Source organism: Pseudomonas sp. JQ36, assembly GCF_053851495.1.
This window is the reverse complement of sequence record NZ_CM132642.1, coordinates 2,012,238-2,036,235: the sequence shown is the minus strand read 5'-3', so window position 1 is coordinate 2,036,235 and position 23,998 is coordinate 2,012,238. Positions and strand designations below refer to the sequence as shown.

Here is a 23,998-nt window from a genome sequence, read left to right as displayed (position 1 = left end):
CCATGACCGCTATTACCATTACCGACGCCGCCCACGATTACCTGGCCGATCTGCTCTCCAAGCAGAACACCCCGGGCATCGGCATCCGCGTCTTCATCACCCAGCCTGGCACCCAGTACGCCGAAACCTGCATTGCCTACTGCAAGCCGGGCGAAGAAAAACCAGAAGATACCGCGCTGGGGCTGAAAAGCTTCACTGCCTACATCGATTCGTTCAGCGAAGCGTTCCTTGACGATGCCGTCGTCGATTACGCCACCGACCGCATGGGCGGCCAGCTGACCATCAAGGCGCCAAACGCCAAAGTCCCGATGGTCAACGCCGACAGCCCGGTCAACGAGCGCATCAACTACTACCTGCAAACCGAAATCAACCCGGGGCTGGCCAGCCACGGCGGTCAGGTCAGCCTGATCGATGTGGTCGAGGACGGCATCGCCGTGCTGCAGTTCGGCGGCGGTTGCCAGGGCTGCGGCCAGGCCGACGTGACCCTGAAGGAAGGCATCGAGCGCACCTTGCTCGAGCGTATTCCAGAGCTCAAAGGTGTGCGTGACGTGACCGACCACACGCAGAAAGAAAATGCCTACTACTGAGTAAGGTGTTCACTGCGAACATAAAAAACGGCGCCCCGTGAGCGCCGTTTTTTTTGCGTGAAATTCAATGACGCCTTCGCGAGCAAGCCCGCTCCCACATTTGAGCGCATTCCAAATGTGGGAGCGGGCTTGCTCGCGAAAGGGCCTTCATGGGCGATAGAGGTGCGCATGCCCCGCGCGATACAGCGACGACTCGCTAAACACCTCACTGCCCAACACCCGTCCCACCAGAATCAACGCCGTACGCCGAAACCCTTTGGCCGCAACCTTCTCGGCAATATCCTCCAGCGTCCCCACTACCCAGTCCTGATCCGGCCACGTCGCCCGGTGAATCACCGCAATCGGGCAATCCGCGCCGTAATGCGGCAGCAGTTTGGCGATGATTTTCTGCAAATGATTGACCCCCAGATGAATCGCCATGGTCGCGCCATGCTGCGCCAGACTGCTCAGTTCCTCACCCGCCGGCATCGCGGTCTTGTCCGCGTAGCGGGTCAGAATCACGCTCTGCGACACGTCCGGCAATGTCAGTTCCGCGCCAAGCAACGCCGCACACGCTGCGGTGGCGGTGACGCCGGGGATGATTTCGAACGGAATCTGCAACTCACGCAAATAACGAATCTGCTCGCCAATCGCGCCATACAGGCTCGGATCACCCGAATGCACCCGCGCTACGTTCTGGCCCTTGGCATGGGCGGTTGTGATCAGTTGAATGATCTGCTCCAGATGCAATTCGGCGCTGTTGACCACGGTTTCGGCCTGATGCCCCTCCAGCACCGCGGCCGGCACCAGCGAGCCTGCGTAGATGATCACCGGGCAGCTGCGGATCAACCGCTGGCCTTTGACGGTGATCAGTTCCGGGTCGCCGGGGCCGGCGCCGATGAAGTAGACGGTCATGAAGAAATCCTGTGGAAAACGGGGCAGGGCAACGCTTCAGATGAAGATTGCTCATGATCAAACGGGGGATTATCGGGAATTTACGCAGCGCCGGCCAATGCCAAGGTTGCCTGAGCGTATTTTTGCCGGGAAATCAGCAGTTTTGCCGGTGCCTGAATCAACTGCTCGGCAAGGGCCAGCGCGGCACTCTCCGCAACGCCGTAGCAACCGGTGCGCTCGTAGGCGATCTGCGAATGGTGGCTTAGGCGTTGCTGATAATTGGCCAGTTCGTCGCTGCTGAAATACAACAGCGGCAACGCCAACTGGCTGGCCAGTTCCTGCAAACCGGGTTCATCGCGTTTGAGATCGATGCTGGCCAGGGCCTTGACCGCTTCCAGCTCGATGCGATGCGCCTGCAACGCCTGATCGAGTAACGCGCGCAGCGTGCTGACCGGGCAGCCGCGCTGGCAGCCCAGGCCGACCACGAAGGTCGGCGCTGCGCGGTCATCTGTCATGCGTGGTACTGACCATCGCTTTTGCGGCGGAACAACCAGGCGCTGATCAGGCCCAGGGCCAGCCAGAACGCCACGTTGGTCAACTGCGAAGCGATTTTGAACTGGGTTTCCAGCGCTTCCGGAGCGAGCATCGAATGCACTTCCGGTTGCGGAGCGCCGATCACGTGCGGCACGGCGAGGATCGCCACGCCCAGCAACTTCATCAGCCAGTGGCGGCTGAACACAATCAACGCCAGGCCAACTGCGGTGGAGGCAGCGGTGCCGATCCACCAGGTTTGCCGCGAAGCCAGATCGGCTGCGGCGGTGCCCGGCAGTTCAGGCGGCAGGCCCAGGGTCGGCGCAAGGACGAAGGTCGCGTAGCCGGCCAGGCCCCAGAGCAGGCCTTGCGAGGTTTTGGTCGGTGCACGCAGGGTGTACAGGCCGGCGAGCATCAGGGCGAAACCGACTGCCACTACCAGATTGCCGCCGGTGGTCGAGACCACACGTTGCCAGCCATCTTCCGGCTCCCAGGCTTCGGCGTCATGGGTGTGAGCGGCGGTGCCGGCGGCGTGTTCGTGAACGGCCACAGGTTCGGATTTCTCGAAGGTTTCGGCCTGCAGAATCAGCGGCGAGACCCAGAAGCTTTGCAGCAATGTCAGCAGCAGGGCGGCCAGCAGGCCGGTGAAGCCTGCGGTTTGCGCGATACGCTTGATCATGTCGGCAGGTCTCAGTGGCACGGGAACGCGGCGCTGTGGCGGGTATCGTGAGCGGCGTTATGCACCGCTTCGATGTGCGAGAAACCGGCGAAGTAAACGAGGCCGGCACCCAGGAACGACGCGAAAATCGCGGCGGTCAGGCGTTGGCTCAATGTGCTGGTGCTGGAGATTTTGTCGGTGTTGCTGCCGGTGCTGCTGATGATCGACATGGCGCTTCCCTCTGGAGTGTCAGCGGGTCAACAGAGCGCATGAAAACCCCTGCGAGTCGGGCACGCAGAGGTTCGAACAGCGCCCGCCCACCGCGGGTTTGTTATGTTCAGTGACGCAAAATGCGCACTGTGTGTTGCGGGCCGGTCTCCGGGCTCACGAGGGGTTGGCGTCTGGCCGACCTGCAAGCGTCACCTTCCCATGCCGTAATGGCACAGTGGATTTGACGCTTCGCTCGCTTACCGTTGCGGGGGCAGCACCGGACTGACATGGCTTTGAGTAAAGCACATGATTCACCGGTTTCCCGTTTCACCCTGTGAAGGGCACCCGTAACAAGTTGTGTAGGAGAGCATGGGTTGGGGATTTGAGTCAATCGGATGGGTATGGGGGGATATCCATTGCTGCGGTAACGGCCACTTAGGGTTCCGCCCTTACGGCGGGTCACTTTTGGCAAACGCCCCAAAAGTAACCAAAAGGTCTATGCCCTGACGTCCGGCCCTCGCCTAGGCTCGGGTTCCTTCGCTGCGGGATTCATCCGGGGGGCAGCGCCTACGGTTTGCTTCGCTGCACCTCCTCTCGCTGTGTTTGGCTGCGCCAAACGGTCGCTGCGCTCCCCCCCCCGGATAAATCCCTCCACTCAGCCTGCCGACGGGCCCTCAGATCAAAAGCGGTACTCGAGCTAACGCTCATTGTGTTGAGTGGGGCGGCTTCGCCGCATGGGGTGCACGCTATCTAAATTGTAGGAGCCATCCTGCTGGCGATGGCGGCCTGACAGCCGACCAATTTCAAACTGAACACACCCATTCCAACTGTGGGAGCGGGCTTGCTCGCGAAGGCGGCCTGCCAGTCGACCAAACTCCAACTGAACACACCCAATCCCATGTAGGAGCTGCCGAAGGCTGCGATCTTTTGACCTGCTTTGGCTCTGGCTTTTGATGTGGCTTTTGATCTTCTGCCCCTTCGGCAGGCCGAGCGAAGGTGTCCATCAGGGGGTTAGGCGCGCAGCGCCATGCGGCGAAGCCGCATACATCGAGAGGAGGTGCAGCGAAGCAAACCGTAGGCGATGCCCCCGGATGGACACCGTAGCGAGGGAACACTGAGCCTCAGCGAAGTGCCGTACGCCGGGGCAAAGCCTTTTGGGTTACCTTTTCGGCGTTTGGAAAAGGTGACTCGCTGTAAGAGCGAAACCGCCAGTGGCGACACCCGCAGAAACGGATATGCCCCCAATCCAAAAAAACCAAACCCCTTAACCCGAAGTCTGGCAAAAGTGACCCGCCTCAACGGCGAAACCGCCAGCGGCGACACCCGCAGAAACGGATATGCCCCCAATCCAAAAAAACCAAACCCCGTAACCCGAAGTCTGGCAAAAGTGACCCGCCGCAATGGCGAAACCGTAATCAGCAACCCCCGCAGCAACGGATATGCCCCCAATCCAACCATTGACCGGTCACCACCCGATGCGTAGCCTTGCGCTTTCGAGGTTCTTCGGCCCACGCCGAAGCTAAGAAGGGAACGCGGTCAAAGCCGCGGCTGCCCCCGCAACTGTGAACGGTGAAGTTCGTTGCCACGCCACTGCCAGCTCAATCCACTGAGCCCGCGGGAAGGCGCAACGAACGCCAGGCGCAAGGCCTGAACACCGTCAGCCAGGAGACCTGCCTCGTGACAGATTTCTCACTACAACCGGGCGGGGTGATCCGGTGGCGAATTCTTCCGCGCGCACGCTCGCAGCGGATCTCGTCCCGCATGCCCGCCACCTTGCCAAAGGGCATCCGATGAAAACACTGGCCAAACTCCCCGTCACCATCGTCACCGGTTTCCTCGGCTCGGGCAAAACCACCTTGCTGCGACACATGCTCGACAACGCTCAGGGCCGTCGTATCGCGGTGATCGTCAACGAGTTCGGCGAGCTGGGCATCGACGGTGAAATCCTCAAGCAATGCACCATCGGCTGCACCGAAGAAGAAGCCACCGGCCGCGTCTACGAACTGGCCAACGGCTGCCTGTGCTGCACGGTGCAGGAAGAGTTCTTCCCGGTGATGCGTGAACTGGTCGCCCGTCGCGGCGATCTCGATCACATCCTGATCGAGACCTCCGGTCTGGCTCTGCCAAAACCATTGGTGCAAGCCTTCCAGTGGCCGGAAATCCGCAGCGCCTGCACCGTGGATGCGGTGATCACCGTGGTCGACAGCCCGGCCGTGGCCGCTGGCACCTTCGCTGCGTTCCCGGATCAGGTCGATGCCCAGCGCAAACTCGACCCGAATCTGGATCACGAATCGCCGCTGCACGAACTGTTCGCCGATCAACTGGCCAGCGCCGATCTGGTGATCCTCAACAAGGCCGACCAGACCAGCGCCGAAGATCTGGCTCGCGTTCGCGCTGAAGTCGCCGAAGAACTGCCGCCGGCAGTAAAAATCATCGAAGCCAGCAACGGTCGCCTGCCGCTGGACGTGCTGATCGGTCTCGGTGCCGGATCCGAAGAACATATCGACAGCCGTCACAGCCATCACGATCACCACCACGACGGTGATGACGATCACGATGACCACGATCACGACGCCTTCGATTCGATCTCGATCGAACTGCCGCAAGCCGACGAAAGCCTGCTGCTCGACGCGCTTACGCAACTGGTTGTGCAGCACGGCATCCTGCGTGTAAAGGGCTTCGCGGCGATTCCGAACAAGCCGATGCGCCTGTTGATTCAGGGCGTGGGCACACGTTTCGACAAGCACTTCGACCGCCAGTGGGGCGCTGACGAAGCGCGCGTCACCCGTCTGGTGCTGATCGGTCAGGAACTCGACGCCGCGCAACTCGAAGCGCAACTGCGCGCCGCGCTCAGCGTTTAAGCCATGCACCTGCTCAGGACCCAGCCCGGCGGTTTCGTGTCGGATGACAACATTGCCGACCTTGGACAAACCCCCGCCGAGCTGGTGATCCTGTGCAGCGGCGATTCCAGCCTGGCGCTGCTCGCCGAAGCGGCGCAGCAACTGCCCGAGGATTACCCGAACCTGCGTCTGGCCAATCCGATGCAGGTGCAGAATCATGCTTCGGTCGATTTGTATGTCGATGAAGTGCTGCGTCACGCCAAGGTCATTCTGATTTCGTTGCACGGCGGCATTGCCTATTGGCGTTACGGTGTCGAGCGTCTGGTGGAGTTGTCCGAGCGCGGGGTGCAGGTGATTCTGGTGCCGGGCGATGATCGTCCCGATCCGGAGCTCAGTGACCTGAGCACCGTGCCCGCCGAGGATCGCGACCGCCTCTGGCAGTTCCTGCGTCAGGGCGGCATGGGCAATGCGCTGGATTTCTTTCATTGTCTGGCCAACCGCTGGCTGGCGCGCGACTACGCCTGGGGCGAACCGCAGGCGCTGCCGCGTACGGCGATTTACCACCCACAGAAAAACACCGCCGCACTGAGCGACTGGCAAGCCGAATGGCTGCCCGGTCAACCGGTCGCGGCGGTGTTGTTTTATCGCTCGCATTTGCAGGCGGCCAACACCGCGTTCATCGATGTGTTCTGCCAGCGCTTGCAGGCGGCAGGGCTCAATCCGTTGCCGATTGGCGTCGCCAGCCTGAAAGAACCCGGCTGCCTCAGTGTGGTCGAGGACTGGCTGGACGAGGTCGAGGCGGCGGTGATTCTCAACACCACCGGGTTCGCGCAATCCAGCCCGGAAGCGCCGCATCTGCGCCCGTTCCGGCGCAATATTCCGGTGATTCAGGCGATCTGCGCCCAGGACAACGAACCCGGTTGGCGCGACAGCGAGCAGGGCCTTGGCCCGCGAGATCTGGCGATGCACATCGCTTTGCCGGAACTTGACGGGCGCATCATCAGCCGGCCGATCAGCTTCAAGGACCTGGCTTGGCGCAGCGAGCGCAGCCAGTCCGACGTGGTCTGCTACCGGGCGCAACCCGAACGCATGGATTTCGTCGCTGAACTGGCGCGGCGCTGGAGCGATCTGGCGCGGCTGCCGAACACGGAAAAACGCATCGCGCTGATCCTCGCCAACTACCCGACTCGCGACGGCCGGATCGGCAATGGCGTCGGTCTCGATACGCCGGCGGCGGCATTGAATATCCTGCGCGCGTTGCAGGCGGAAGGCTTCCCGCTGACGGCGGAGTTGCCGGACAGCGGCACCGAACTGATCCAGCAATTGCTCGGCGGCGTCAGCAACGATCTCGACAGCATCGACCTGCGTCCGTGCCAGCAAAGCCTGGCGATGGACGCCTATCTGGCGATGTTCAATGCGCTGCCGCAGGCCAATCGCGCGGCAGTGCTGGAACGCTGGGGCGCGCCGCAAAATGATCCGATGTGCCGTGACGGGCGAATGATGATCGCCGGTCTGCGTTTTGGCCTGACCTTCGTCGGCATTCAACCGGCGCGCGGTTATCAGGTCGATCCGAGCGCGGTGTATCACGACCCGGATCTGGTGCCGCCGCACGGCTATCTGGCGTTCTATTTCTGGCTGCGCAACACCTACGGCGCGCACGCGGTGATTCACGTCGGCAAGCATGGCAACCTCGAATGGTTGCCGGGCAAGGGCGTCGGCCTTTCGGAGAATTGCTGGCCCGATGCACTGCTCGGACCGCTGCCGAACATCTATCCGTTTATCGTCAACGACCCGGGCGAGGGCGCGCAGGCCAAACGGCGCACGCAAGCGGTGATCATCGACCACCTGATGCCGCCGCTGACCCGCGCCGAAACCTACGGCCCGTTGCGCAATCTGGAACTGTTGGCCGACGAATATTACGAAGCGCAACTGCTCGATCCGCGTCGTGCGCGGGAGCTGCAGCGCGACATCCTGCAACTGGTGCGCGAGACGCAGATCGACCGCGAACTGCAACTCGACGCGGGCATGGACAGCGACGCCGACGCCGCGATCTGGCTGCCGCGTCTGGACACCTATCTGTGTGATCTGAAGGAATCGCAGATCCGCGATGGCCTGCACATTTTCGGCGAGTCGCCGACCGGACGTTTGCGCATTGATACCTTGCTGGCCTTGCTGCGCATCCCGCGTGGCGACGGCAAGGGCGCGCAGTCGAGTCTGCTGCGGGCGTTGGTCAAGGCCTTCGAGCTGGAGTTTGATCCGCTGGATTGCGCACTTGCCGACCCGTGGAACGGCCCGCGCCCGCCGGAGCTGCAAAGCGTCAGCGACGAAATCTGGCGCACCGCCGGTGACACCCGCGAACGCCTCGAACTGTTCGCCACCCACCTGATCTCCGAAACATTGCACGCCCCTTGTAGGAGTGAGCCTGCTCGCGATAGCGGTGTGTCATTCAACAGTGAATTGCCTGACATGACGCCATCGCGAGCAGGCTCACTCCTACAGGAACCGAGGGGGGCTGAAGTGAGCGCGATCCTGGACAATCTGCGGGAAGTCGTCGCCCCACGCCTCGACGCCTGCGGCCCCGCTGAAATGCGCGGCCTGCTCGACGCCCTCAACGGCCGCTTCGTCCCCGCCGGCCCAAGCGGCGCACCCAGCCGTGGTCGTCTCGACGTGCTGCCCACCGGGCGCAATTTCTACTCGGTGGACGTGCGTAACCTGCCGACCACCACCGCGTGGCGCATCGGTTTCCAGTCCGCCACGCTGATTCTCGAACGGCACCTTCAGGATCACGGCGATCACCTGCGCCAGCTCGGCCTCTCGGTGTGGGGCACCGCGACCATGCGCACCGGCGGTGATGACATCGCCCAGGCCATGGCGCTGATGGGCGTGCGCCCGGTGTGGGCCACCGGCAGTCAGCGCGTTGATGACTTCGAGATTCTGCCGCTGAGCCTGCTCGACCGGCCACGGGTCGATGTCACGCTGCGGGTCTCGGGCTTCTTCCGCGATGCCTTTGCCAACCTGATTCGGCTGTTCGACGCGGCCGTGCAAGCGGTAGCGGCGCTGGATGAACCGGATGACCTTAATCCGCTGGCGGCGAAAGTGCGTGCCGAGCGCGAGGCGCTTTTGCAATCGGGGCTGGATGCCGATACGGCGCGGCGCCAGGCCGGCTGGCGGATCTTCGGTGCCAAACCCGGTGCTTACGGCGCGGGCGTGCAGGGCGCCATCGATGGGCGTCTGTGGCAGAGCCGCGAAGATCTGGCCGAGGTCTACCTGAACTGGGGTGCCTACGCGTACGGTGGTTCTGACGAAGGCACCGCCGCCCGCGAGCAGTTCGTCCAGCGCCTGAGCCAGGTGCAGGCGGTGTTGCAGAACCAGGACAACCGCGAGCACGACTTGCTCGATTCCAATGACTATTACCAGTTCCAGGGCGGCATGCTCGCGGCGGTGGAAACCCTGCGTGGCGAAGCAGCGGCGAGTTATCACGGCGATCACAGCCAGCCGGATCTGCCGAAAATCCGTACCCTGAAAGAAGAGCTCAATCGGGTGATCCGCTCGCGGGCGGCCAATCCGAAATGGATCGACGGGGTCAAACGGCACGGCTATAAAGGCGCCTTCGAACTGGCGGCGACAGTCGATAACCTGTTCGCTTTCGACGCCACCACGCAACTGATCGACGATCATCAGTACGCGTTGTTAGCTGACGCCTACTTGCTCGACCCGGCGACCCGCGACTTTGTCCGCGAGCACAATCCGCATGCGCTGCGTGATATGACCGAGCGCATGCTCGAAGCACAACAACGTGGAATGTGGCAGGAACCCGGGGCCTATAAAGAAGCCCTGGAAAACCTGTTGCTGGATATAGAAGAAGACACCTGACACACCACAACATTTTGTAGGAGTGAGCCTGCTCGCGATAGCGGTGTATCAGCCAACCTATTTGTCGCTGACCCACCGCTATCGCGAGCAGGCTCACTCCTACATTGAAATGAATCCACACCGACCATGACCGAGTATTGAAGATGACCGACACCCCGCATTTCCCGCTCTCCGCCGTGGTCGGCGCCGATGACCTGAAACTCGCCCTGTGCCTCACCGCCATCGACCCGAAAATCGGTGGCGTGCTGATCGAAGGCCCGCGTGGCATGGCCAAGTCGACCTTGGCCCGTGGCTTGGCCGATCTGCTCGCCAGCGGTCAGTTTGTCACGCTGCCACTGGGCGCCACCGAGGAACGTCTGGTCGGCACCCTCGATCTCGACGCGGCCCTGAGTGAAGGGCGGGCGCAGTTTTCCCCCGGTGTTTTGGCCAAAGCTGACGGCGGCGTGCTCTACGTCGATGAAGTGAACCTGCTGCCCGATCATCTGGTGGACCTGCTGCTCGATGTGGCGGCCAGCGGCACCAACCTGATCGAGCGCGACGGCATCTCCCATCGGCATTCGGCGCGATTTGTATTGATCGGCACGATGAACCCGGAAGAGGGTGAACTGCGTCCGCAACTGCTTGACCGGTTCGGCCTGAACGTCGCCCTCAGCGGCCACACCGCGCCAACCGAACGCGGGCAGATCATCCGCCGCCGCCTGGATTTCGACAGCGATCCCCAAGCGTTCTGCGCACAGTGGGAAGCCCAGCAACAGGCACTGCGCGAACGCTGTGAACAGGCGCGCATCGCCTTGGCGAGCATTGCGCTGGATGACGACGCGTTGGCGAGCATCACCGAGCGTTGCTTTGCGGCGGGTGTCGATGGCTTGCGTGCCGATCTGGTCTGGCTGCGTGCGGCCCGTGCGCACGCGGCATGGCGCGGCGCGGCAGCGATTGCCGAGCAGGATATCGACGCGGTCGCGGAATTCGCCCTGCGTCATCGCCGTAGAGAGTCCTCTTCTTCCAGTCCGCAGCCACCCGCGCAGAATTCGGCCAATACGCAAGCCGAGTCAAGCGAGGGCCAGGGGCAGTGGGGCGATATGCCCGCTCCGGCACTGGCCACTGGCGCTCGCCGCGAAGTGCCGAGCTGGCCAAAAAAGTAACCGGCATTCGTCCCCGATCCGACGCGGGGGCGAATGCCAGACCTCGTGCCGGACGCCTCGACCACGGACGCCAGGGCCAGCGCCACGCTGCGCGCAGCGGTCTGGTGAACTGGCCGGGCACGCTGCTCAACGGTCGGCCGCAGACTCGCGACGATCTGCAGTTCCAGTTGCGCACTCGAACTCCCCACGAACTGTGGCTGGTGATCGTCGATGCCTCGGCTTCGACCCGTAGGCATCAGGCGCTGAGCGATGCCAAGGGCTTGCTCGCGCAATTGTTCGATGATGCTTATCGGCAACGGGCGCGACTGGCCCTGCTGACCGCCAGCGGCAGCGTGCCGAAATGGCAAGTACAAGGGTTGAAGGCGTCGAGTGGCTTGCGTACCTGGCTGGAGGCGCTAGGGGCGGGCGGTGGAACGCCGCTAGTGGCAGCGTTGACGCAGGCACAGCAATGGCTGACCCAGCGACAAAAGCGCTTCCCGGCCGAGCAGCAGCGCGTGCTGGTGGTGACGGACGGGCGTTTGAAAGCCTTGCCGTCGATACCGCCGCTGGAGTGTCCGGGATTGTTGATCGACATTGAGCGTGGGCCGATCCGCCTGGCACGGGCGCGGGAATTAGCGACGGCGCTGAATGCGGAATATCGGCATATCGATGATGTGTGAAGTCTGAGCGGGCCTCTTCGCGAGCAGGCTGGCTCCCACAAGCATTGTGAACGCTGCTTTACCTGTGGGAGCGGGCTTGCTCGCGAAGAGGTCACCTCGGTTCAAACGGATATCATCCAAACTTGCAGCGCTGCTCTATGCTCCACCCCAGCCCAATCACAAGGAGTGAACCATGCGGGTATTGGTCGCCAATCCTCAGGACGATTTCCGCGTCAAAGCCTACGCTGGCACCAATGGCGTGCTGCTGGCCATGGATCTGGCTGAGCCGCAACGCAAAGGCCTGCTCGGGTTTGCCATCGAAAAGCAGCAGGGCGACAAACCGTGGTTGTTTCTGTTCAACAGCCTGACGTTTCCCGGCAAGGCACACACGTTCCCCCAATATCACGCCACGCCCAGCGATAAAGCGCCGCTGCAGAAATTCCGCTGGGCCGATTACGCTGTCAATCCGGGCACGACGATGCACTATCGCGTGCATCTGGCCTATGGCACGGCGGACGCGCCGCAACTGGGCGAATCGCTGGCGCTGAGCATCACCAGTGACAACGGTCATCCGGCCAACCAGAGCGTGATCTTCAACCGTGCCGTGGCCGCCAGTCAGGCCTTCCAGCGCAAGTTTCCCGACCTTGACGCGCAAATCAGCGCCAACAAAAATCTGCCCATCGAAGCCTGGCCCGACGCGGCGCGGCTGTGGCTGGAGAACGGACTGCTGGAGCGATTGCTGGGCTTTATCGAACGTGCGGTGGACGCGCAGTGGGCGCTGGATATTGCGATCTACGAGTATCAGTTGCAGGCGATTGTCGACGCAGTGAACTCGGCATTTGCCCGAGGGGTTCAGGTGCGCGTGCTGTATCACGCCCAGCCTGATGACCCTGGCACAACCTTCAACGAAGAGAACCTCGCCAGGTTGCCTGAGGCGAACAAACGTGGCCGGGTCACTCACAATATTTTCCACAACAAATTCATCGTCCTCAGCCGTGTCGATGGCGCGGGTCAGCGTCAACCGCAGGCCGTGCTGTGCGGCAGCACCAATTTCACCGCCAATGGTGTTTATCGCCAGGCCAATGTGGTGCATACGCTCGACGATGAGACGATTGCCACGCGGTATTTGCAAACGTTCGAAGAGGTTTGGGCCAATCCCGCCGACGTCGGCGCGACGCGCAACTGGATCACCGAGCACAATCCGATGGACTCCGCGCAGCCGCTGTTCGCCGGGTTCTCGCCACGTCGCGGCGGGGCTGATTTGCGCGAGTTCGTCGAGATCATCGAGGCGGCGAAAAAGGACGTGTTGTTCGTCACCGCGTTCAGCCTGCCGGATGCGATTCTCAACGCGCTGCTCGGCAAACCGCATGACGATATCCTGCGTTACGGTCTGCAAAACACCGCGAGCCGTATAACTGGATTTCACGCCGATCGTTCCGCCGAATTCGCCGCTACGGCATTGCTGAACACCGGTCTGGAAGGCTGGCTCAAGGAAAACATGAAAGGCCAGAAGGGTAACCTGCTGGTGCACACCAAAGCGGTGGTCAGCGATTTCACCAGCGATACCCCGACGATTATCAGCGGCAGCCACAACTTCAGCACCTCGGCCAGTAACGGCAATGACGAGAACTTCCTGATCATTCGTGGCGACACCGATCTGGCTGATCGCTATGGCCTGGAATTGCTGCGGTTTTATGAGCATTACCGCTTTCGCTATTTCGCGAAGAAGCTGGCGCTGAAGCAGGTGAGTCCGTTGGCGGTGGATGACAGCTGGACTCATGATTATTACGTAGAGGGCGATCTGCGGCAGTTGTCGCGCTTGCGCTTTGCCGGGCGATGATGTGGTGTGTTTGATGACCCCTTCGCGAGCAAGCCCGCTCCCACAGGGGTTATTCGTCGGACGCAGGTTCTGAGTTCAAAGAAGATCCAATGTGGGAGCGGGCTTGCTCGCGAAAGGGCCTGCAGGAAAATCACATTTCTTGTGCTCTTACAGATTTTGAAATGATTTGCCGCTGTAGAAAATGTGCCTTGAGCCTGTACGCTCCAAGGCCATTTTTCATTCAGGATTTGCATGAACACCCTCTTGGAGCCTCCCAGTCGTACCTTCTCCACGCGCCATGGCGCGGTCTTGACGCACTCGCAGCATCCGGTTTTCCGACACCCGTCTATCGTTGACAACGCGGCTTCAGAGCCTTCGCGTTGCACTTTGCCGTGCCCGGCAGCCTGAATTCACTGAAGAGAGATCGAGACATTTTATGGAATGGTTAGCGGATCCCACGGCCTGGTTAGGCCTGTTGACTCTGATCGTGCTGGAACTGGTGCTGGGTATCGACAACCTGGTGTTCATCGCGATTCTGGCGGACAAACTGCCGCCGCATCAGCGCGACCGTGCGCGAATCATCGGCCTGTCGCTGGCGTTGATCATGCGTCTGGGCCTGTTGGCGAGTATTTCCTGGCTGGTCACTCTTACGCAGCCATTGTTCGAGGTATTCGACAAGAGCTTCTCCGGCCGTGACCTGATCATGCTGTTCGGTGGTGTGTTCCTGTTGTTCAAGGCCACCATGGAGCTGCACGAACGACTCGAAGGCCACGTCGGCCAGCGCTCGACCAACGCCGCTTACGCGCTGTTCTGGCCGATCGTGGCGCAGATCGTGGTGCTCGACGCGGTGTTCTCGCTGGACGCGGTAATCACCGCCGTCGGCATGGTCGATGAACTGGCGGTGATGATGATCGCGGTGATCATTTCCATCGGCCTGATGATCGTCGCCAGCAAGCCGCTGACCCGCTTCGTCAATGCGCACCCGACGGTGATCATGCTGTGTCTGGGCTTCCTGATGATGATCGGTTTCGCCCTGACCGCCGAAGGCCTGGGTTTCCACATCCCGAAAGGTTATCTGTATGCGGCGATTGGTTTCTCGATCCTGATCGAGGTGTTCAACCAGATCGCCCGGGCCCGGCGCAAGCGTTCGATGCAAGGCCTGCGCCCCATACGTGAGCGCACGGCCCACGCGGTAATGCGTCTGCTGGGCGGGCGCAAGCTGGAGGCGGAGGAGGTCGGCGAGGAAATCTCCGACCTGCTGGATGACGGCGAAGCCCCGAGTGCGGAGCTGTTCGACCGCCGCGAGCGAGTGATGATCAGTGGCGTGCTGCAACTGGCCGAGCGGCCGATTCGTAATCTGATGACCGTACGCGCGGACGTCGACACCATCGATCTGGCCGACGACGCCGAAACGATTCGCACAAAATTGATGCACTCTTCGTATTCGCGTCTGCCGCTGATTCGCGACGGCGCGGTGGATGAACCGTTGGGCTTCGTGCACAAGAAAGAGCTGCTCAAGGAGTACCTGTCCGGTACCGAGCCGAATCTGGAGCACCTGGCACGCAAGACCATCAACCTGCTCGACAGCTATTCGATCCTCAATGCGCTGGAACAGATGCGCGCGGCGTCGACCCACATCGCCTTCGTGGTCAACGAATTCGGTGACTTCGTCGGCGTGTTGACCATGACCGACATCCTCGAATCGATTGCCGGCGAACTGCCCGATGCCAGCGAAGTCGAAGGCCCGGACGTGATCGAGGAGCAGGGCGGTTTTGTCGTCAGCGGCGCATTGAACCTGACGCGTGTTCGCCAGCGCACCGGGTTCGGCGCCGAACCGACCGAGGACTATCAGACCTTGGCCGGACTGGTGATGAGCCTGCTGGATCGCTTGCCGATGAAGGGCGACCGGCTGCAGTACGAAGGCTGGCAAATGACCGTCAAAGCCGTTGAGGAACGACGGGTGACGCGGGTGTTGCTGGTGCGCGATTCTGCGTAAGGCAGCAGCCTTGCGCTGACGGTGCCGACCCCTTCGCGGGCAAGCCCGCTTCTACAGTGCACGCGTCGTACACGAAATGTGTGAACAACGTTGACCCCCTGTGGGAGCGGGCTTGCCCGCGAAAGCGATGTGTCAGACGCCGCAACGATTACGGGAAATGCACTGCCTCAAATCACCCGCCGATGCGCACGCGTGATTGTGCAGAGCCTGCTCAATGTGCGGCGCAACCACGGCAGGTCATGCCTTGGTTTCTGCTGCACTAGCGGTGCCCTGGTCCTGCCAATATGCCGGGCAAAATCCGCCGCCAGTGTTTCCTCTGTGCCGATGCCCTTGAGTTTTTTCACCAGCCTGCCGTTCGTGTAGAACAGCACCGTCGGCGTGCCGGTAACCAGCGGATGGCGCGGCGACTCACGGGTGTTAAGCATGTAGATATTGGCGCGATGACGGTACGGCTCGGCAATCTGACGAAAAATCGGCCCGGCCCATTCGCAGGCGGGGCAGTGTTGATTGGCGAAATACAGGATCACCGGGCGCCAGGTTTTCAGGGCTTTGCGGTAAACCGGGGCCAGATTGGAAATGGTATTGGCAGCGCTCATTGAGAACTCCTTTTCAACGACCTCGAAGGTTCGATGACGTTAAAGAAGGGTGAAGAACAGGTCTACTGTCAGAAATTACAGGTGGCCTGTGGATTCGCGAGATTTTTCCCACTTTTATGAAGGACCAGCCCGACACGAAGCCCGGAAATGTGGAATGTCGGGACGTGATACCTTTTTTCACTCAATAAAAGAGAAGGCGGTAATAAGCGATAGGCGTCGAAGCCGTCTTGGAGTGCTATTTTAAGCACCATTAACAGCACTCCAAGGAGCACCATCATGACTCACGTAGTCCTTTCTAATATCGTTGCGAGTATTTCTGAATTGAAAAGAAACCCCATGGGTACCGTGGCCGCCGGTGGCGGCCAATCTGTTGCAATCCTCAATCGAAATGAGCCAGCGTTTTATTGTGTTCCCGTAAAGGAGTATGAGGCGATGATGAATCGTCTTGAGGATCTGGAACTGATCGCACTATGCAAGGAGCGAGAAAACGATCCCACCATCAAGGTCTCTATAGATGACCTATGAGCCGGAGTTTTCCGAAAAGCCTGGAGGGAATGGAAAAAGCTTGATTCAGCACTTCAGGATCAGTTCAAGAAAAAGCTCTCTACACGTCTGATCAATCCTCACGTTCCTGCCGATCGACTCCGAGGGTTGGGAAACGCCTACAAAATCAAGCTTCGCAGTGCTGGATACAGGCTGGTCTATCGCGTAAAGAACGAGGTTTTGGTTGTTACCGTGATTGCGGTAGGGAGAAGAGAGCGGGGAGAGGTCTACGACAAAGCCGCTTGCCGATAGATATGGAGAGCTGGCCCCTTCAATCGCTAACCACTGCACCGAAGTAGCCCTTCGTGCTCCATCTGGGAACCTGCTACTCGTTATTTGTAGCCTAAGGTAGCGCAGCCTATCAGTACCCGCACCTGACTCCTTTTTCGCATTTCCTGCATCCCGTTGATTCCAAAAACATTTAACCCCTATACAGATTCCCTGCAATTCCTGTGGCACACTTTCTGCTGTCTATTCCGTAGTAACAAACCGTGTTCCGGTATAGCGGAATAAACATCATCCTGGAGTGCTTGCCATGCATCGCCGTCCTTCGTTGTTCAAAGCGTGTGTTTTTGTTCTTGCGGCTTCGTCCGCTGTGATGGGCATGGCCCAGGCAGCCGATAGCAAGCTCGACAGTGTTCTGGCCCGGGGCAAGCTGATTGTCGGCACCGGCAGCACCAATGCGCCGTGGCACTTTCAGGGTGCGGACGGCAAGTTGCAGGGCTTTGATATCGACATCGCCAGGATGGTGGCCAAAGGGCTGTTCAATGACCCGAGCAAAGTCGAGTTCGTCGTGCAGTCGTCCGACGCGCGAATTCCCAATCTGCTGACCGACAAGGTCGACATGAGTTGCCAGTTCATCACCGTTACCGCCAGTCGTGCGCAGCAAGTGGCGTTCACCCTGCCGTACTACCGCGAAGGTGTCGGCCTGCTGCTGCCGGCCAACAGCAAGTACAAGGAAATCGAAGACCTGCAGGCCGCTGGCGACAGCGTCACCGTGGCCGTGCTGCAAAACGTCTATGCCGAAGAACTGGTGCATCAGGCGCTGCCCAAGGCCAAGGTCGATCAGTACGACAGTGTCGATTTGATGTATCAGGCGGTGAACTCCGGCCGTGCTGATGCCGCTGCCACCGATCAGTCGTCGGTCAAATACCTGATGGTGCAGAACCCTGGCCGCTACCGCAGCCCGACCTACGCCTGGAGCCCACAGACCTACGCCTGCGCAGTCAAACGCGGCGATCAGGACTGGCTGAACTTCGTCAACACCGCCCTGCATGAAGCTATGACCGGCGTTGAGTTCCCGGCTTACGCGGCATCCTTCAAGCAATGGTTCGGTGTCGACCTGCCGTCGCCGGCGATCGGTTTCCCTGTCGAATTCAAATGATCCCGTGAGAGTGGGGCGCCTGCACGCGCCCCGCTCAAGGTACTGCTGACCATGAACTATCAGTTGAACTTTGCTGCCGTATGGCGCGATTTCGACACCTTGCTGGCCGGGCTCGGTCTGGGTCTTGAACTGGCGCTGGTGTCGATCGCCATCGGCTGCTTGATCGGCCTGCTGATGGCGTTTGCCTTGCTCTCGAAGCATCGCGCCTTGCGGGTGCTGGCCTCGGTGTACGTCACGGTGGTGCGTAACACGCCGATTCTGGTGTTGATTCTGTTGATCTACTTTGCCTTGCCGAGCCTGGGGATCCGTCTGGACAAGATCTCGTCATTCATCATCACGCTGTCGCTGTATGCCGGTGCCTATCTGACCGAAGTGTTCCGTGGCGGCTTGCTGAGCATTCCCAAAGGCCAGCGCGAAGCCGGGCTGGCGATCGGTCTCGGTGAGTGGCAGGTCAAGGCCTACGTCACCGTGCCGGTGATGCTGCGCAACGTGTTGCCGGCGCTGTCGAACAACTTCATCTCGCTGTTCAAGGACACCTCGTTGGCCGCCGCGATTGCGGTGCCGGAGCTGACTTATTACGCGCGCAAGATCAACGTCGAGAGCTACCGGGTGATTGAAACCTGGCTGGTGACCACGGCGTTGTATGTCGCGGCCTGTTACCTCATTGCCATGCTGCTGCGTTACCTCGAGCAGCGTCTGGCGATCCGCCGATAGGAGGCTGCGATGTACCAATCTCCCAGTTGGTTGCATGAATTATGGGTGGCACGCGAGACGTTGCTGCAAGGTTTTCTGACCAGTGTGCAGGTGTCGGCGCTGGCGATTCTGTTCGGCACGCTGCTCGGCGTCGTCACCGGTCTGGTGCTGACTTACGGCAAGTTCTGGATGCGCGCGCCGTTCCGCTTTTATGTCGACATTATTCGCGGCACGCCGGTGTTTGTATTGGTGCTGGCCTGCTTCTATATGGCGCCGGCGCTGGGCTGGCAGATCAGCGCGTTTCAGGCCGGTGCGCTGGGTCTGACGCTGTTCTGCGGCTCGCACGTTGCCGAGATCGTGCGCGGTGCCTTGCAGGCATTGCCACGCGGGCAGATGGAAGCGAGCAAGGCGATCGGCCTGACGTTTTATCAATCCCTCGGTTACGTGCTGTTGCCCCAGGCGTTGCGGCAAATCCTGCCGACCTGGGTCAACTCGTCCACCGAAATCGTCAAGGCTTCGACCTTGCTCTCGGTGATCGGCGTTGCCGAACTACTGCTCAGCACCCAACAGATCATCGCCCGGACTTTCATGACCCTGGAGTTTTACCTGTTCGCCGGTTTTCTGTTCTTCGTCATCAACTACGGCATCGAATTACTCGGCCGGCATATTGAAAAGCGGGTGGCCCTGCCATGACTCAAGCTCAAGTTTCCAACGTTCACAACGCTCAGCCGCTGCTGGACATCCGTGGCCTGCACAAGCAGTACGGCGCAGTCGAAGTGCTCAAGGGCGTCGATCTGAGCATGCAGCGCGGCAACGTCGTGACGCTGATCGGTTCCAGCGGTTCGGGCAAGACCACCTTGCTGCGTTGCGTGAACATGCTCGAAGAGTTTCAGGGCGGGCAGATCCTGCTCGACGGCGAGTCCATCGGCTATGACGAGGTCGGCGGTAAACGTGTGCGTCACGCCGAAAAAGTCATCGCCCGCCATCGCGCGATGACCGGCATGGCGTTCCAGCAATTCAACTTGTTCCCGCATCTGACCGCCTTGCAGAACGTCACTCTCGGTCTGCTCAAGGTAAAGAAAATGCACAAGGACGAAGCCGTGGTGCTGGCCGAGAAATGGCTGGAACGGGTCGGCCTGCTGGAGCGGCGCAATCACTTTCCCGGGCAGTTGTCCGGCGGGCAGCAACAGCGTGTGGCGATTGCCCGGGCGATTGCGATGAACCCGAGCCTGATGCTGTTCGACGAAGTCACCTCGGCCCTTGATCCGGAACTGGTCGGTGAAGTGCTGAACGTGATCAAGGGCCTGGCCGAAGACGGCATGACCATGTTGCTGGTGACCCACGAAATGCGTTTCGCCTTCGAGGTTTCGGACAAGATCGTGTTCATGAATCAGGGGCGGATCGAAGAGCAGGGGCCGCCCAAGGAACTGTTCGAACGCCCGCAATCGCCACGTCTGGCTGAGTTTCTCAAGAGCACGCGGTTCTAATTTTTGCTTTGTAATCAGGAGAAGTACCCATGAGCATTACTCGATACGGCACCGGCAGCACGGCCGCTGGTGGCCAGCCCCGTCCCTTCGCGCGCGCTGTTGAAGCGGATGGCTGGCTGCATGTGTCCGGCCAGGTGCCGGCGGTGGATGGCGAGATCATCGTTGGCGGCATCGTCGAGCAGACCCACCAGACCATGAAGAACCTGATCGCGATTCTCGAAGAGGCCGGTTACGGCCTGGAAGATGTGGTGCGCGCTGGCGTATGGCTGGATGACCCGCGGGATTTCAGCAGTTTCAACAAGGTCTTCGGCGAGTACTTCAAACCGGAACACGCCCCGGCACGGGCCTGTGTGCAGGCGAGCATGATGGTCGATTGCAAGGTCGAGATCGATTGCATTGCGTACAAGAAAAAGGCTTGAGTAAAAGGCTCTCCCTCACCCTAACCCTCTCCCGGAGGGAGAGGGGACTGATCCCTATCGATACGGAGTCTGGTGTATATCAGTTCTTTTTGCATCGATCCGGTCAGGCTCCCTCTCCCTCCGGGAGAGGGCGGGGGGTGAGGGCCTCGATCCAACTGACACAACACCTCAGGCCAGTTACCATCCCGGCACTTCTTATGGGAACCACTGACATGACCGAAGACACCATCAAACGCCGGGCCCGCGGTCTGGACCGGGCGTTCGATATCCTCGATTTCCTCAAGGAAATCGGCCAGCCGCTGCGTCCGAACGACATCGCCAACGGTATCGGCAGCCCGAAATCCACGGTCTACGAGCTGGTGGCGTCGCTGCTGGAGCGACGGATTCTGGAGCCGGTGGGCAAGGACGGTCACGTTTATCTCGGTCGTCAGTTGTACTTCCTCGGGCAGGCGCACCTGCGTCACTTCGACCTCAGTCGCGAGGCCGATCACGCCTTGCAGGAGATCGTCAGCCAGACCCGCGAAACCGCGCAGATGTGCCTGCTCAACGGGCGCAAATACACGGTGGCGCTGATGAAGGAGGGCGAGCGGCATTTCCGCATTTCGTCCGACATTGGCGAAAACGCGCCAATCCCGTGGACCGCATCCGGGCGCCTGTTGCTGGCGCATTTGAGTGATCAGCAGATCATCGACCTGATCGACGAAGACGACTACATCCTGCCCGACGGCGAGCGCCTGCCGCTGGAACGCTTTCTGGCGGAGATCCGCCAGGCCGGCATCGACGGATTCTTCTCGTTCGACAGCGTGGCCGACACCTTCACCCATTGCTTCGCCGCGCCGGTCAAAGACCCCAGTGGCGTGGCCATCTGCACCCTGTGCATCGTCGCCCCACGGGCCGATGCGAAAAACAATTACGACGACTATCGCCGGGTGCTGATCGAGAGTGCCAACAGCCTCGCCCGGCGTATCAACGAATAACCGCGGCTGCTTGCGGCCGCGACTGAATGCGAGGAGTTCAAGCATGACGACTGCCATCAATACCGCTGTGGAAAAGGGCGACGCTGCCATTGGCGCACACCTTGTGCGTGACGTCAGCCTGCCGGCGCTGGTGCTGCACCGCGAGGCGCTGGAGCACAACATTCGCTGGATGCAGAAGTTCGTCAGCGACAGCGGCGCCGAGCTCGCGCCCCACGGCAAGACCAGCATGACCCCGGCGCTGTTCCAGCGTCAGCTCGACGCGGGCGCCTGGGGCATCACCCTCGCCAGCGCCACCCAGACCCGCGCCGCATACGCCCACGGCGTGCGCCGGGTGTTGATGGCCAACCAACTGGTCGGCACGCCGAACATGGCACTGATTGCCGATCTGCTGGCCGATGCCGATTTCGATTTCTACTGCATGGTTGATCACCCGGACAACGTCGCCGATCTCGGCGTCTACTTCGCCTCGCGCGGAGTGAAGTTGAATGTGATGATCGAGTACGGCGTGGTCGGTGGCCGCTGCGGTTGCCGCAGCGAGCAGGAAGTCATCGCGCTGGCCCAGGCGATCAATGCGCAACCGGCGCTGGCCCTGACCGGTATCGAGGGTTACGAAGGGGTAATCCACGGCGATCACGCGGTCAGCGGTATTCGCGAGTTCGCCGCATCGCTGGTGCGACTGGCGGTACAACTGCAGGACAGCGGCGCGTTTGCCATTGCCAAGCCGATCATCACTGCCTCGGGGTCGGCGTGGTACGACCTGATCGCCGAATCGTTCGAAGCGCAGAACGCGAGCGGACGCTTCCTCAGTGTGCTGCGCCCGGGCAGCTACGTGGCGCATGACCATGGCATCTACAAGGAAGCGCAGTGCTGTGTGCTGGATCGTCGCAGCGATCTGCACGAAGGCCTGCGTCCGGCGTTGGAAGTCTGGGCGCACGTGCAATCGTTGCCAGAGCCGGGTTTTGCGGTGATCGCCCTGGGCAAGCGCGACGTGGCGTTCGATGCCGGCCTGCCGGTGCCGTTGCTGCGTTACAAGGCCGGCGTGGTGCCGGCAGTCGGCGATGACGTTAGTGCGTGCAAAGTGACGGCGGTGATGGATCAGCATGCGTTCATGAGCGTGGCGTCGGGGGTTGAGTTGCGGGTGGGCGACATCATTTCCTTCGGCACCTCGCACCCGTGCCTGACCTTCGACAAGTGGCGGGTGGGGTTGCTGGTGGATGAGCAGTTGATGGTGGTCGAGAGTATGGAAACTTGTTTCTAAGGCTTCAGACCGAGTCGCGCCCATCGCGAGCAGGCTCACTCCTACAGGGGAACGCATTCCAATTGTAGGAGTGAGCCTGCTCGCGATGAGGGCCGCCCAAACACCGATGATTATCCAGAGACACCTCCCAATGACCACCCTCAGCCCCCTGGGCCCGAACACCCCGCGCATCGCCCTGATCGGCGAGTGCATGATCGAACTCCAGCACCGCGCCGATGGCAGCCTGCAGCAAAGCTTCGGCGGCGATACCTTGAACACCGCGGTGTACTTGTCCCGCGCCCTCGGCGACAAAGCCCAGGTCGACTACGTCACCGCGCTCGGCGACGACAGCTTCAGCGATGCCATGTGCCAGAGTTGGGCCGATGAAGGCATTGGCCTGGATCTCGTCCAGCGTTTGCCCGGTCGCTTGCCCGGCTTGTACTGCATCCAGACCGACGCCAACGGCGAGCGGCGTTTCCTCTACTGGCGCAATGAGGCGGCGGTGCGCGATTGCTTCACGACCCCGGCGGCCGAGCCGATTCTGGCGGCGCTGCCGGACTACGATGTGCTGTATTTCAGCGGCATCACCCTCGCAGTGCTGGGGGCCAAGGGCCGCGAGCGCTTGATCCAGACCCTGATCGAAGCCCGCCAGCGCGATGCGCGGATCGTCTTCGACAACAACTATCGGCCACGCTTGTGGGCCTCACCGGAAGAGGCGCGGGCGGCCTATCGCAGCGTGTTGCCGCATGTTGATCTGGCGTTGCTGACCGTCGATGACGAGCAGGCGCTGTTCCATTTTGCCGATTGCGAGGCGGTGTTCGAGGCGTACGCGCAGATCGGCACCCCGGAAGTGGTGCTCAAGCGTGGCGCCGAGGCGTGTCTGATTCGTTGTGATGGCGAGGCGCTCGAAGTGCCGGCGCAGCAGGTCGAGAAGGTGGTGGACACCACGGCGGCGGGGGATTCGTTCAGTGCGGCGTATCTGGCCAGGCGTTTGCTGGGGGGCAGTCCGGTCGAGGCGGCGCAGGCGGGGCATTGGCTGGCAAGTCGGGTGATTCAGGTGCCGGGGGCATTGATTCCCAGGTAAGCGGTGGATGGCCGCTTGCTGCGCAATCGGTTCGCGGGCAAGCCCGCTCCCACAGGGGACCGCATTCCAGACTGTGGGAGCGAGCTTGCTCGCGAAGAGGCCCGAAAGCAAAGCACTTAATCGCGGAAAAACACCTGCACCAGGTGATAGCCGAACTTGCTCTTGATCGGCCCATGCACCGTGCGCAGCGGCTTCTTGAAGATCACCGCATCAATCGCACCGACCATCTGCCCCGGCCGCACTTCACCCAGATCACCGCCGCGCTTGCCGGACGGGCAGGTCGAGTATTTCTTCGCCAGCACATCAAACGCTTCGCCCTTGGCAATGCGTTGTTTGAGCTGTTCGGCCTCTTCGGCGGTTTTCACCAGAATATGGCGGGCTTGGGCTTTCATCGTGCGATACCTGTAACGG

General features: G+C 61.1%; 22 protein-coding genes, 1 pseudogene and 2 riboswitches. Of the genes and pseudogenes, 17 read left to right on the top strand and 6 right to left on the bottom strand.

The window, feature by feature from the left end; all coding sequences use genetic code 11:
* Positions 1–2 precede the first annotated feature (2 nt).
* Positions 3–587: a Fe-S biogenesis protein NfuA gene (gene nfuA, locus ACS4NR_RS09055; protein WP_003225494.1), complete on the top strand. Its 585-nt coding sequence runs from the start codon at positions 3–5 to the stop codon at positions 585–587.
* A 147-nt stretch (positions 588–734) separates the two neighbouring features.
* Here nfuA and cobM read toward each other — a convergent pair whose 3' ends face one another.
* The 4 genes from cobM to ACS4NR_RS09035 all read right to left on the bottom strand — a co-directional run bounded on the left by cobM (position 735) and on the right by ACS4NR_RS09035 (position 2,879).
* Entirely contained in the window at positions 735–1,481 is a 747-nt protein-coding gene (gene cobM / locus ACS4NR_RS09050; protein WP_456019770.1) for a precorrin-4 C(11)-methyltransferase, read from the bottom strand.
* A gap of 80 nt (positions 1,482–1,561) precedes the next feature.
* Positions 1,562–1,975, bottom strand: coding sequence for a cobalamin biosynthesis protein (locus ACS4NR_RS09045; RefSeq protein WP_098964192.1), 414 nt, complete (start codon positions 1,973–1,975; stop codon positions 1,562–1,564).
* Positions 1,972–2,670 carry a CbtA family protein gene (locus tag ACS4NR_RS09040; protein WP_103366942.1) on the bottom strand — a complete coding sequence of 233 codons (699 nt, stop codon included), beginning with the start codon at positions 2,668–2,670 and terminating at the stop codon, positions 1,972–1,974. The genes ACS4NR_RS09045 and ACS4NR_RS09040 overlap by 4 nt, the downstream gene beginning before the upstream one ends.
* An 11-nt stretch (positions 2,671–2,681) precedes the next feature.
* Positions 2,682–2,879: a CbtB domain-containing protein gene (locus ACS4NR_RS09035; RefSeq protein ID WP_456019769.1), complete on the bottom strand. Its 198-nt coding sequence runs from the start codon at positions 2,877–2,879 to the stop codon at positions 2,682–2,684.
* Between the two features lie 122 nt (positions 2,880–3,001).
* Positions 3,002–3,223, bottom strand: a riboswitch (cobalamin riboswitch).
* Positions 3,224–4,338: 1,115 nt separating this feature from the next.
* A riboswitch (cobalamin riboswitch) is annotated at positions 4,339–4,551 on the top strand.
* Positions 4,552–4,649: 98 nt separating this feature from the next.
* Here ACS4NR_RS09035 and cobW point away from each other — a divergent pair.
* The 6 genes from cobW to ACS4NR_RS09005 all read left to right on the top strand — a co-directional run bounded on the left by cobW (position 4,650) and on the right by ACS4NR_RS09005 (position 15,167).
* Entirely contained in the window at positions 4,650–5,720 is a 1,071-nt protein-coding gene (cobW, locus tag ACS4NR_RS09030) for a cobalamin biosynthesis protein CobW (protein ID WP_095136192.1), read from the top strand.
* Positions 5,721–5,723: 3 nt separating this feature from the next.
* Positions 5,724–9,572, top strand: a complete 3,849-nt coding sequence (gene cobN / locus ACS4NR_RS09025; RefSeq protein ID WP_456019768.1) for a cobaltochelatase subunit CobN — start codon at positions 5,724–5,726, stop codon at positions 9,570–9,572.
* Between the two features lie 143 nt (positions 9,573–9,715).
* Positions 9,716–10,714, top strand: coding sequence for an ATP-binding protein (locus ACS4NR_RS09020; protein ID WP_456019767.1), 999 nt, complete (start codon positions 9,716–9,718; stop codon positions 10,712–10,714).
* The gene (locus ACS4NR_RS09015) at positions 10,642–11,373 is read left to right on the top strand and encodes a vWA domain-containing protein (protein WP_456019766.1); all 732 of its coding nucleotides are present in this window, start codon (positions 10,642–10,644) and stop codon (positions 11,371–11,373) included. Before ACS4NR_RS09020 ends, ACS4NR_RS09015 begins: the two co-directional genes overlap by 73 nt.
* A gap of 172 nt (positions 11,374–11,545) precedes the next feature.
* Complete coding sequence (locus ACS4NR_RS09010) at positions 11,546–13,192, top strand: phospholipase D-like domain-containing protein (protein WP_456019765.1); 1,647 nt, start codon at positions 11,546–11,548, stop codon at positions 13,190–13,192.
* A gap of 415 nt (positions 13,193–13,607) precedes the next feature.
* Positions 13,608–15,167: a TerC family protein gene (locus ACS4NR_RS09005; protein ID WP_456019764.1), complete on the top strand. Its 1,560-nt coding sequence runs from the start codon at positions 13,608–13,610 to the stop codon at positions 15,165–15,167.
* Positions 15,168–15,334: 167 nt separating this feature from the next.
* Here ACS4NR_RS09005 and ACS4NR_RS09000 read toward each other — a convergent pair whose 3' ends face one another.
* The gene (locus tag ACS4NR_RS09000) at positions 15,335–15,763 is read right to left on the bottom strand and encodes a thioredoxin family protein (protein WP_456019763.1); all 429 of its coding nucleotides are present in this window, start codon (positions 15,761–15,763) and stop codon (positions 15,335–15,337) included.
* A gap of 276 nt (positions 15,764–16,039) precedes the next feature.
* Between ACS4NR_RS09000 and ACS4NR_RS08995 the strand changes: the two genes are divergently transcribed.
* The 10 genes and pseudogenes from ACS4NR_RS08995 to ACS4NR_RS08950 all read left to right on the top strand — a co-directional run bounded on the left by ACS4NR_RS08995 (position 16,040) and on the right by ACS4NR_RS08950 (position 23,587).
* On the top strand, positions 16,040–16,288 hold the full coding sequence (locus tag ACS4NR_RS08995) for a type II toxin-antitoxin system Phd/YefM family antitoxin (RefSeq protein ID WP_456019762.1): 249 nt from the start codon (positions 16,040–16,042) through the stop codon (positions 16,286–16,288).
* Positions 16,278–16,558, top strand: a pseudogene (locus ACS4NR_RS08990) (type II toxin-antitoxin system RelE family toxin). Before ACS4NR_RS08995 ends, ACS4NR_RS08990 begins: the two are co-directional and overlap by 11 nt.
* A gap of 283 nt (positions 16,559–16,841) precedes the next feature.
* A complete protein-coding gene (locus ACS4NR_RS08985; RefSeq protein ID WP_456019761.1) occupies positions 16,842–17,690 on the top strand; it encodes a transporter substrate-binding domain-containing protein in 849 nt (282 codons plus the stop codon).
* Positions 17,691–17,741: 51 nt separating this feature from the next.
* The gene (locus ACS4NR_RS08980; protein ID WP_456019759.1) at positions 17,742–18,404 is read left to right on the top strand and encodes an amino acid ABC transporter permease; all 663 of its coding nucleotides are present in this window, start codon (positions 17,742–17,744) and stop codon (positions 18,402–18,404) included.
* 9 nt (positions 18,405–18,413) lie between these two features.
* The gene (locus ACS4NR_RS08975; RefSeq protein ID WP_166495890.1) at positions 18,414–19,076 is read left to right on the top strand and encodes an amino acid ABC transporter permease; all 663 of its coding nucleotides are present in this window, start codon (positions 18,414–18,416) and stop codon (positions 19,074–19,076) included.
* Positions 19,073–19,870 carry an amino acid ABC transporter ATP-binding protein gene (locus ACS4NR_RS08970; protein ID WP_456019758.1) on the top strand — a complete coding sequence of 266 codons (798 nt, stop codon included), beginning with the start codon at positions 19,073–19,075 and terminating at the stop codon, positions 19,868–19,870. Before ACS4NR_RS08975 ends, ACS4NR_RS08970 begins: the two co-directional genes overlap by 4 nt.
* A 29-nt stretch (positions 19,871–19,899) precedes the next feature.
* Complete coding sequence (locus ACS4NR_RS08965) at positions 19,900–20,289, top strand: RidA family protein (protein WP_007912330.1); 390 nt, start codon at positions 19,900–19,902, stop codon at positions 20,287–20,289.
* A 212-nt stretch (positions 20,290–20,501) separates the two neighbouring features.
* The gene (locus tag ACS4NR_RS08960; RefSeq protein ID WP_027612656.1) at positions 20,502–21,266 is read left to right on the top strand and encodes an IclR family transcriptional regulator; all 765 of its coding nucleotides are present in this window, start codon (positions 20,502–20,504) and stop codon (positions 21,264–21,266) included.
* A 43-nt stretch (positions 21,267–21,309) separates the two neighbouring features.
* Positions 21,310–22,524 carry an amino acid deaminase gene (locus tag ACS4NR_RS08955; RefSeq protein ID WP_456019757.1) on the top strand — a complete coding sequence of 405 codons (1,215 nt, stop codon included), beginning with the start codon at positions 21,310–21,312 and terminating at the stop codon, positions 22,522–22,524.
* A 130-nt stretch (positions 22,525–22,654) separates the two neighbouring features.
* A complete protein-coding gene (locus ACS4NR_RS08950; protein WP_456019756.1) occupies positions 22,655–23,587 on the top strand; it encodes a sugar kinase in 933 nt (310 codons plus the stop codon).
* Positions 23,588–23,703: 116 nt separating this feature from the next.
* Here the strand turns inward: ACS4NR_RS08950 and ACS4NR_RS08945 are convergent, their stop codons facing one another.
* Positions 23,704–23,979, bottom strand: coding sequence for a peptidylprolyl isomerase (locus ACS4NR_RS08945; protein WP_003225447.1), 276 nt, complete (start codon positions 23,977–23,979; stop codon positions 23,704–23,706).
* Between the last annotated feature and the right edge of the window lie 19 nt (positions 23,980–23,998).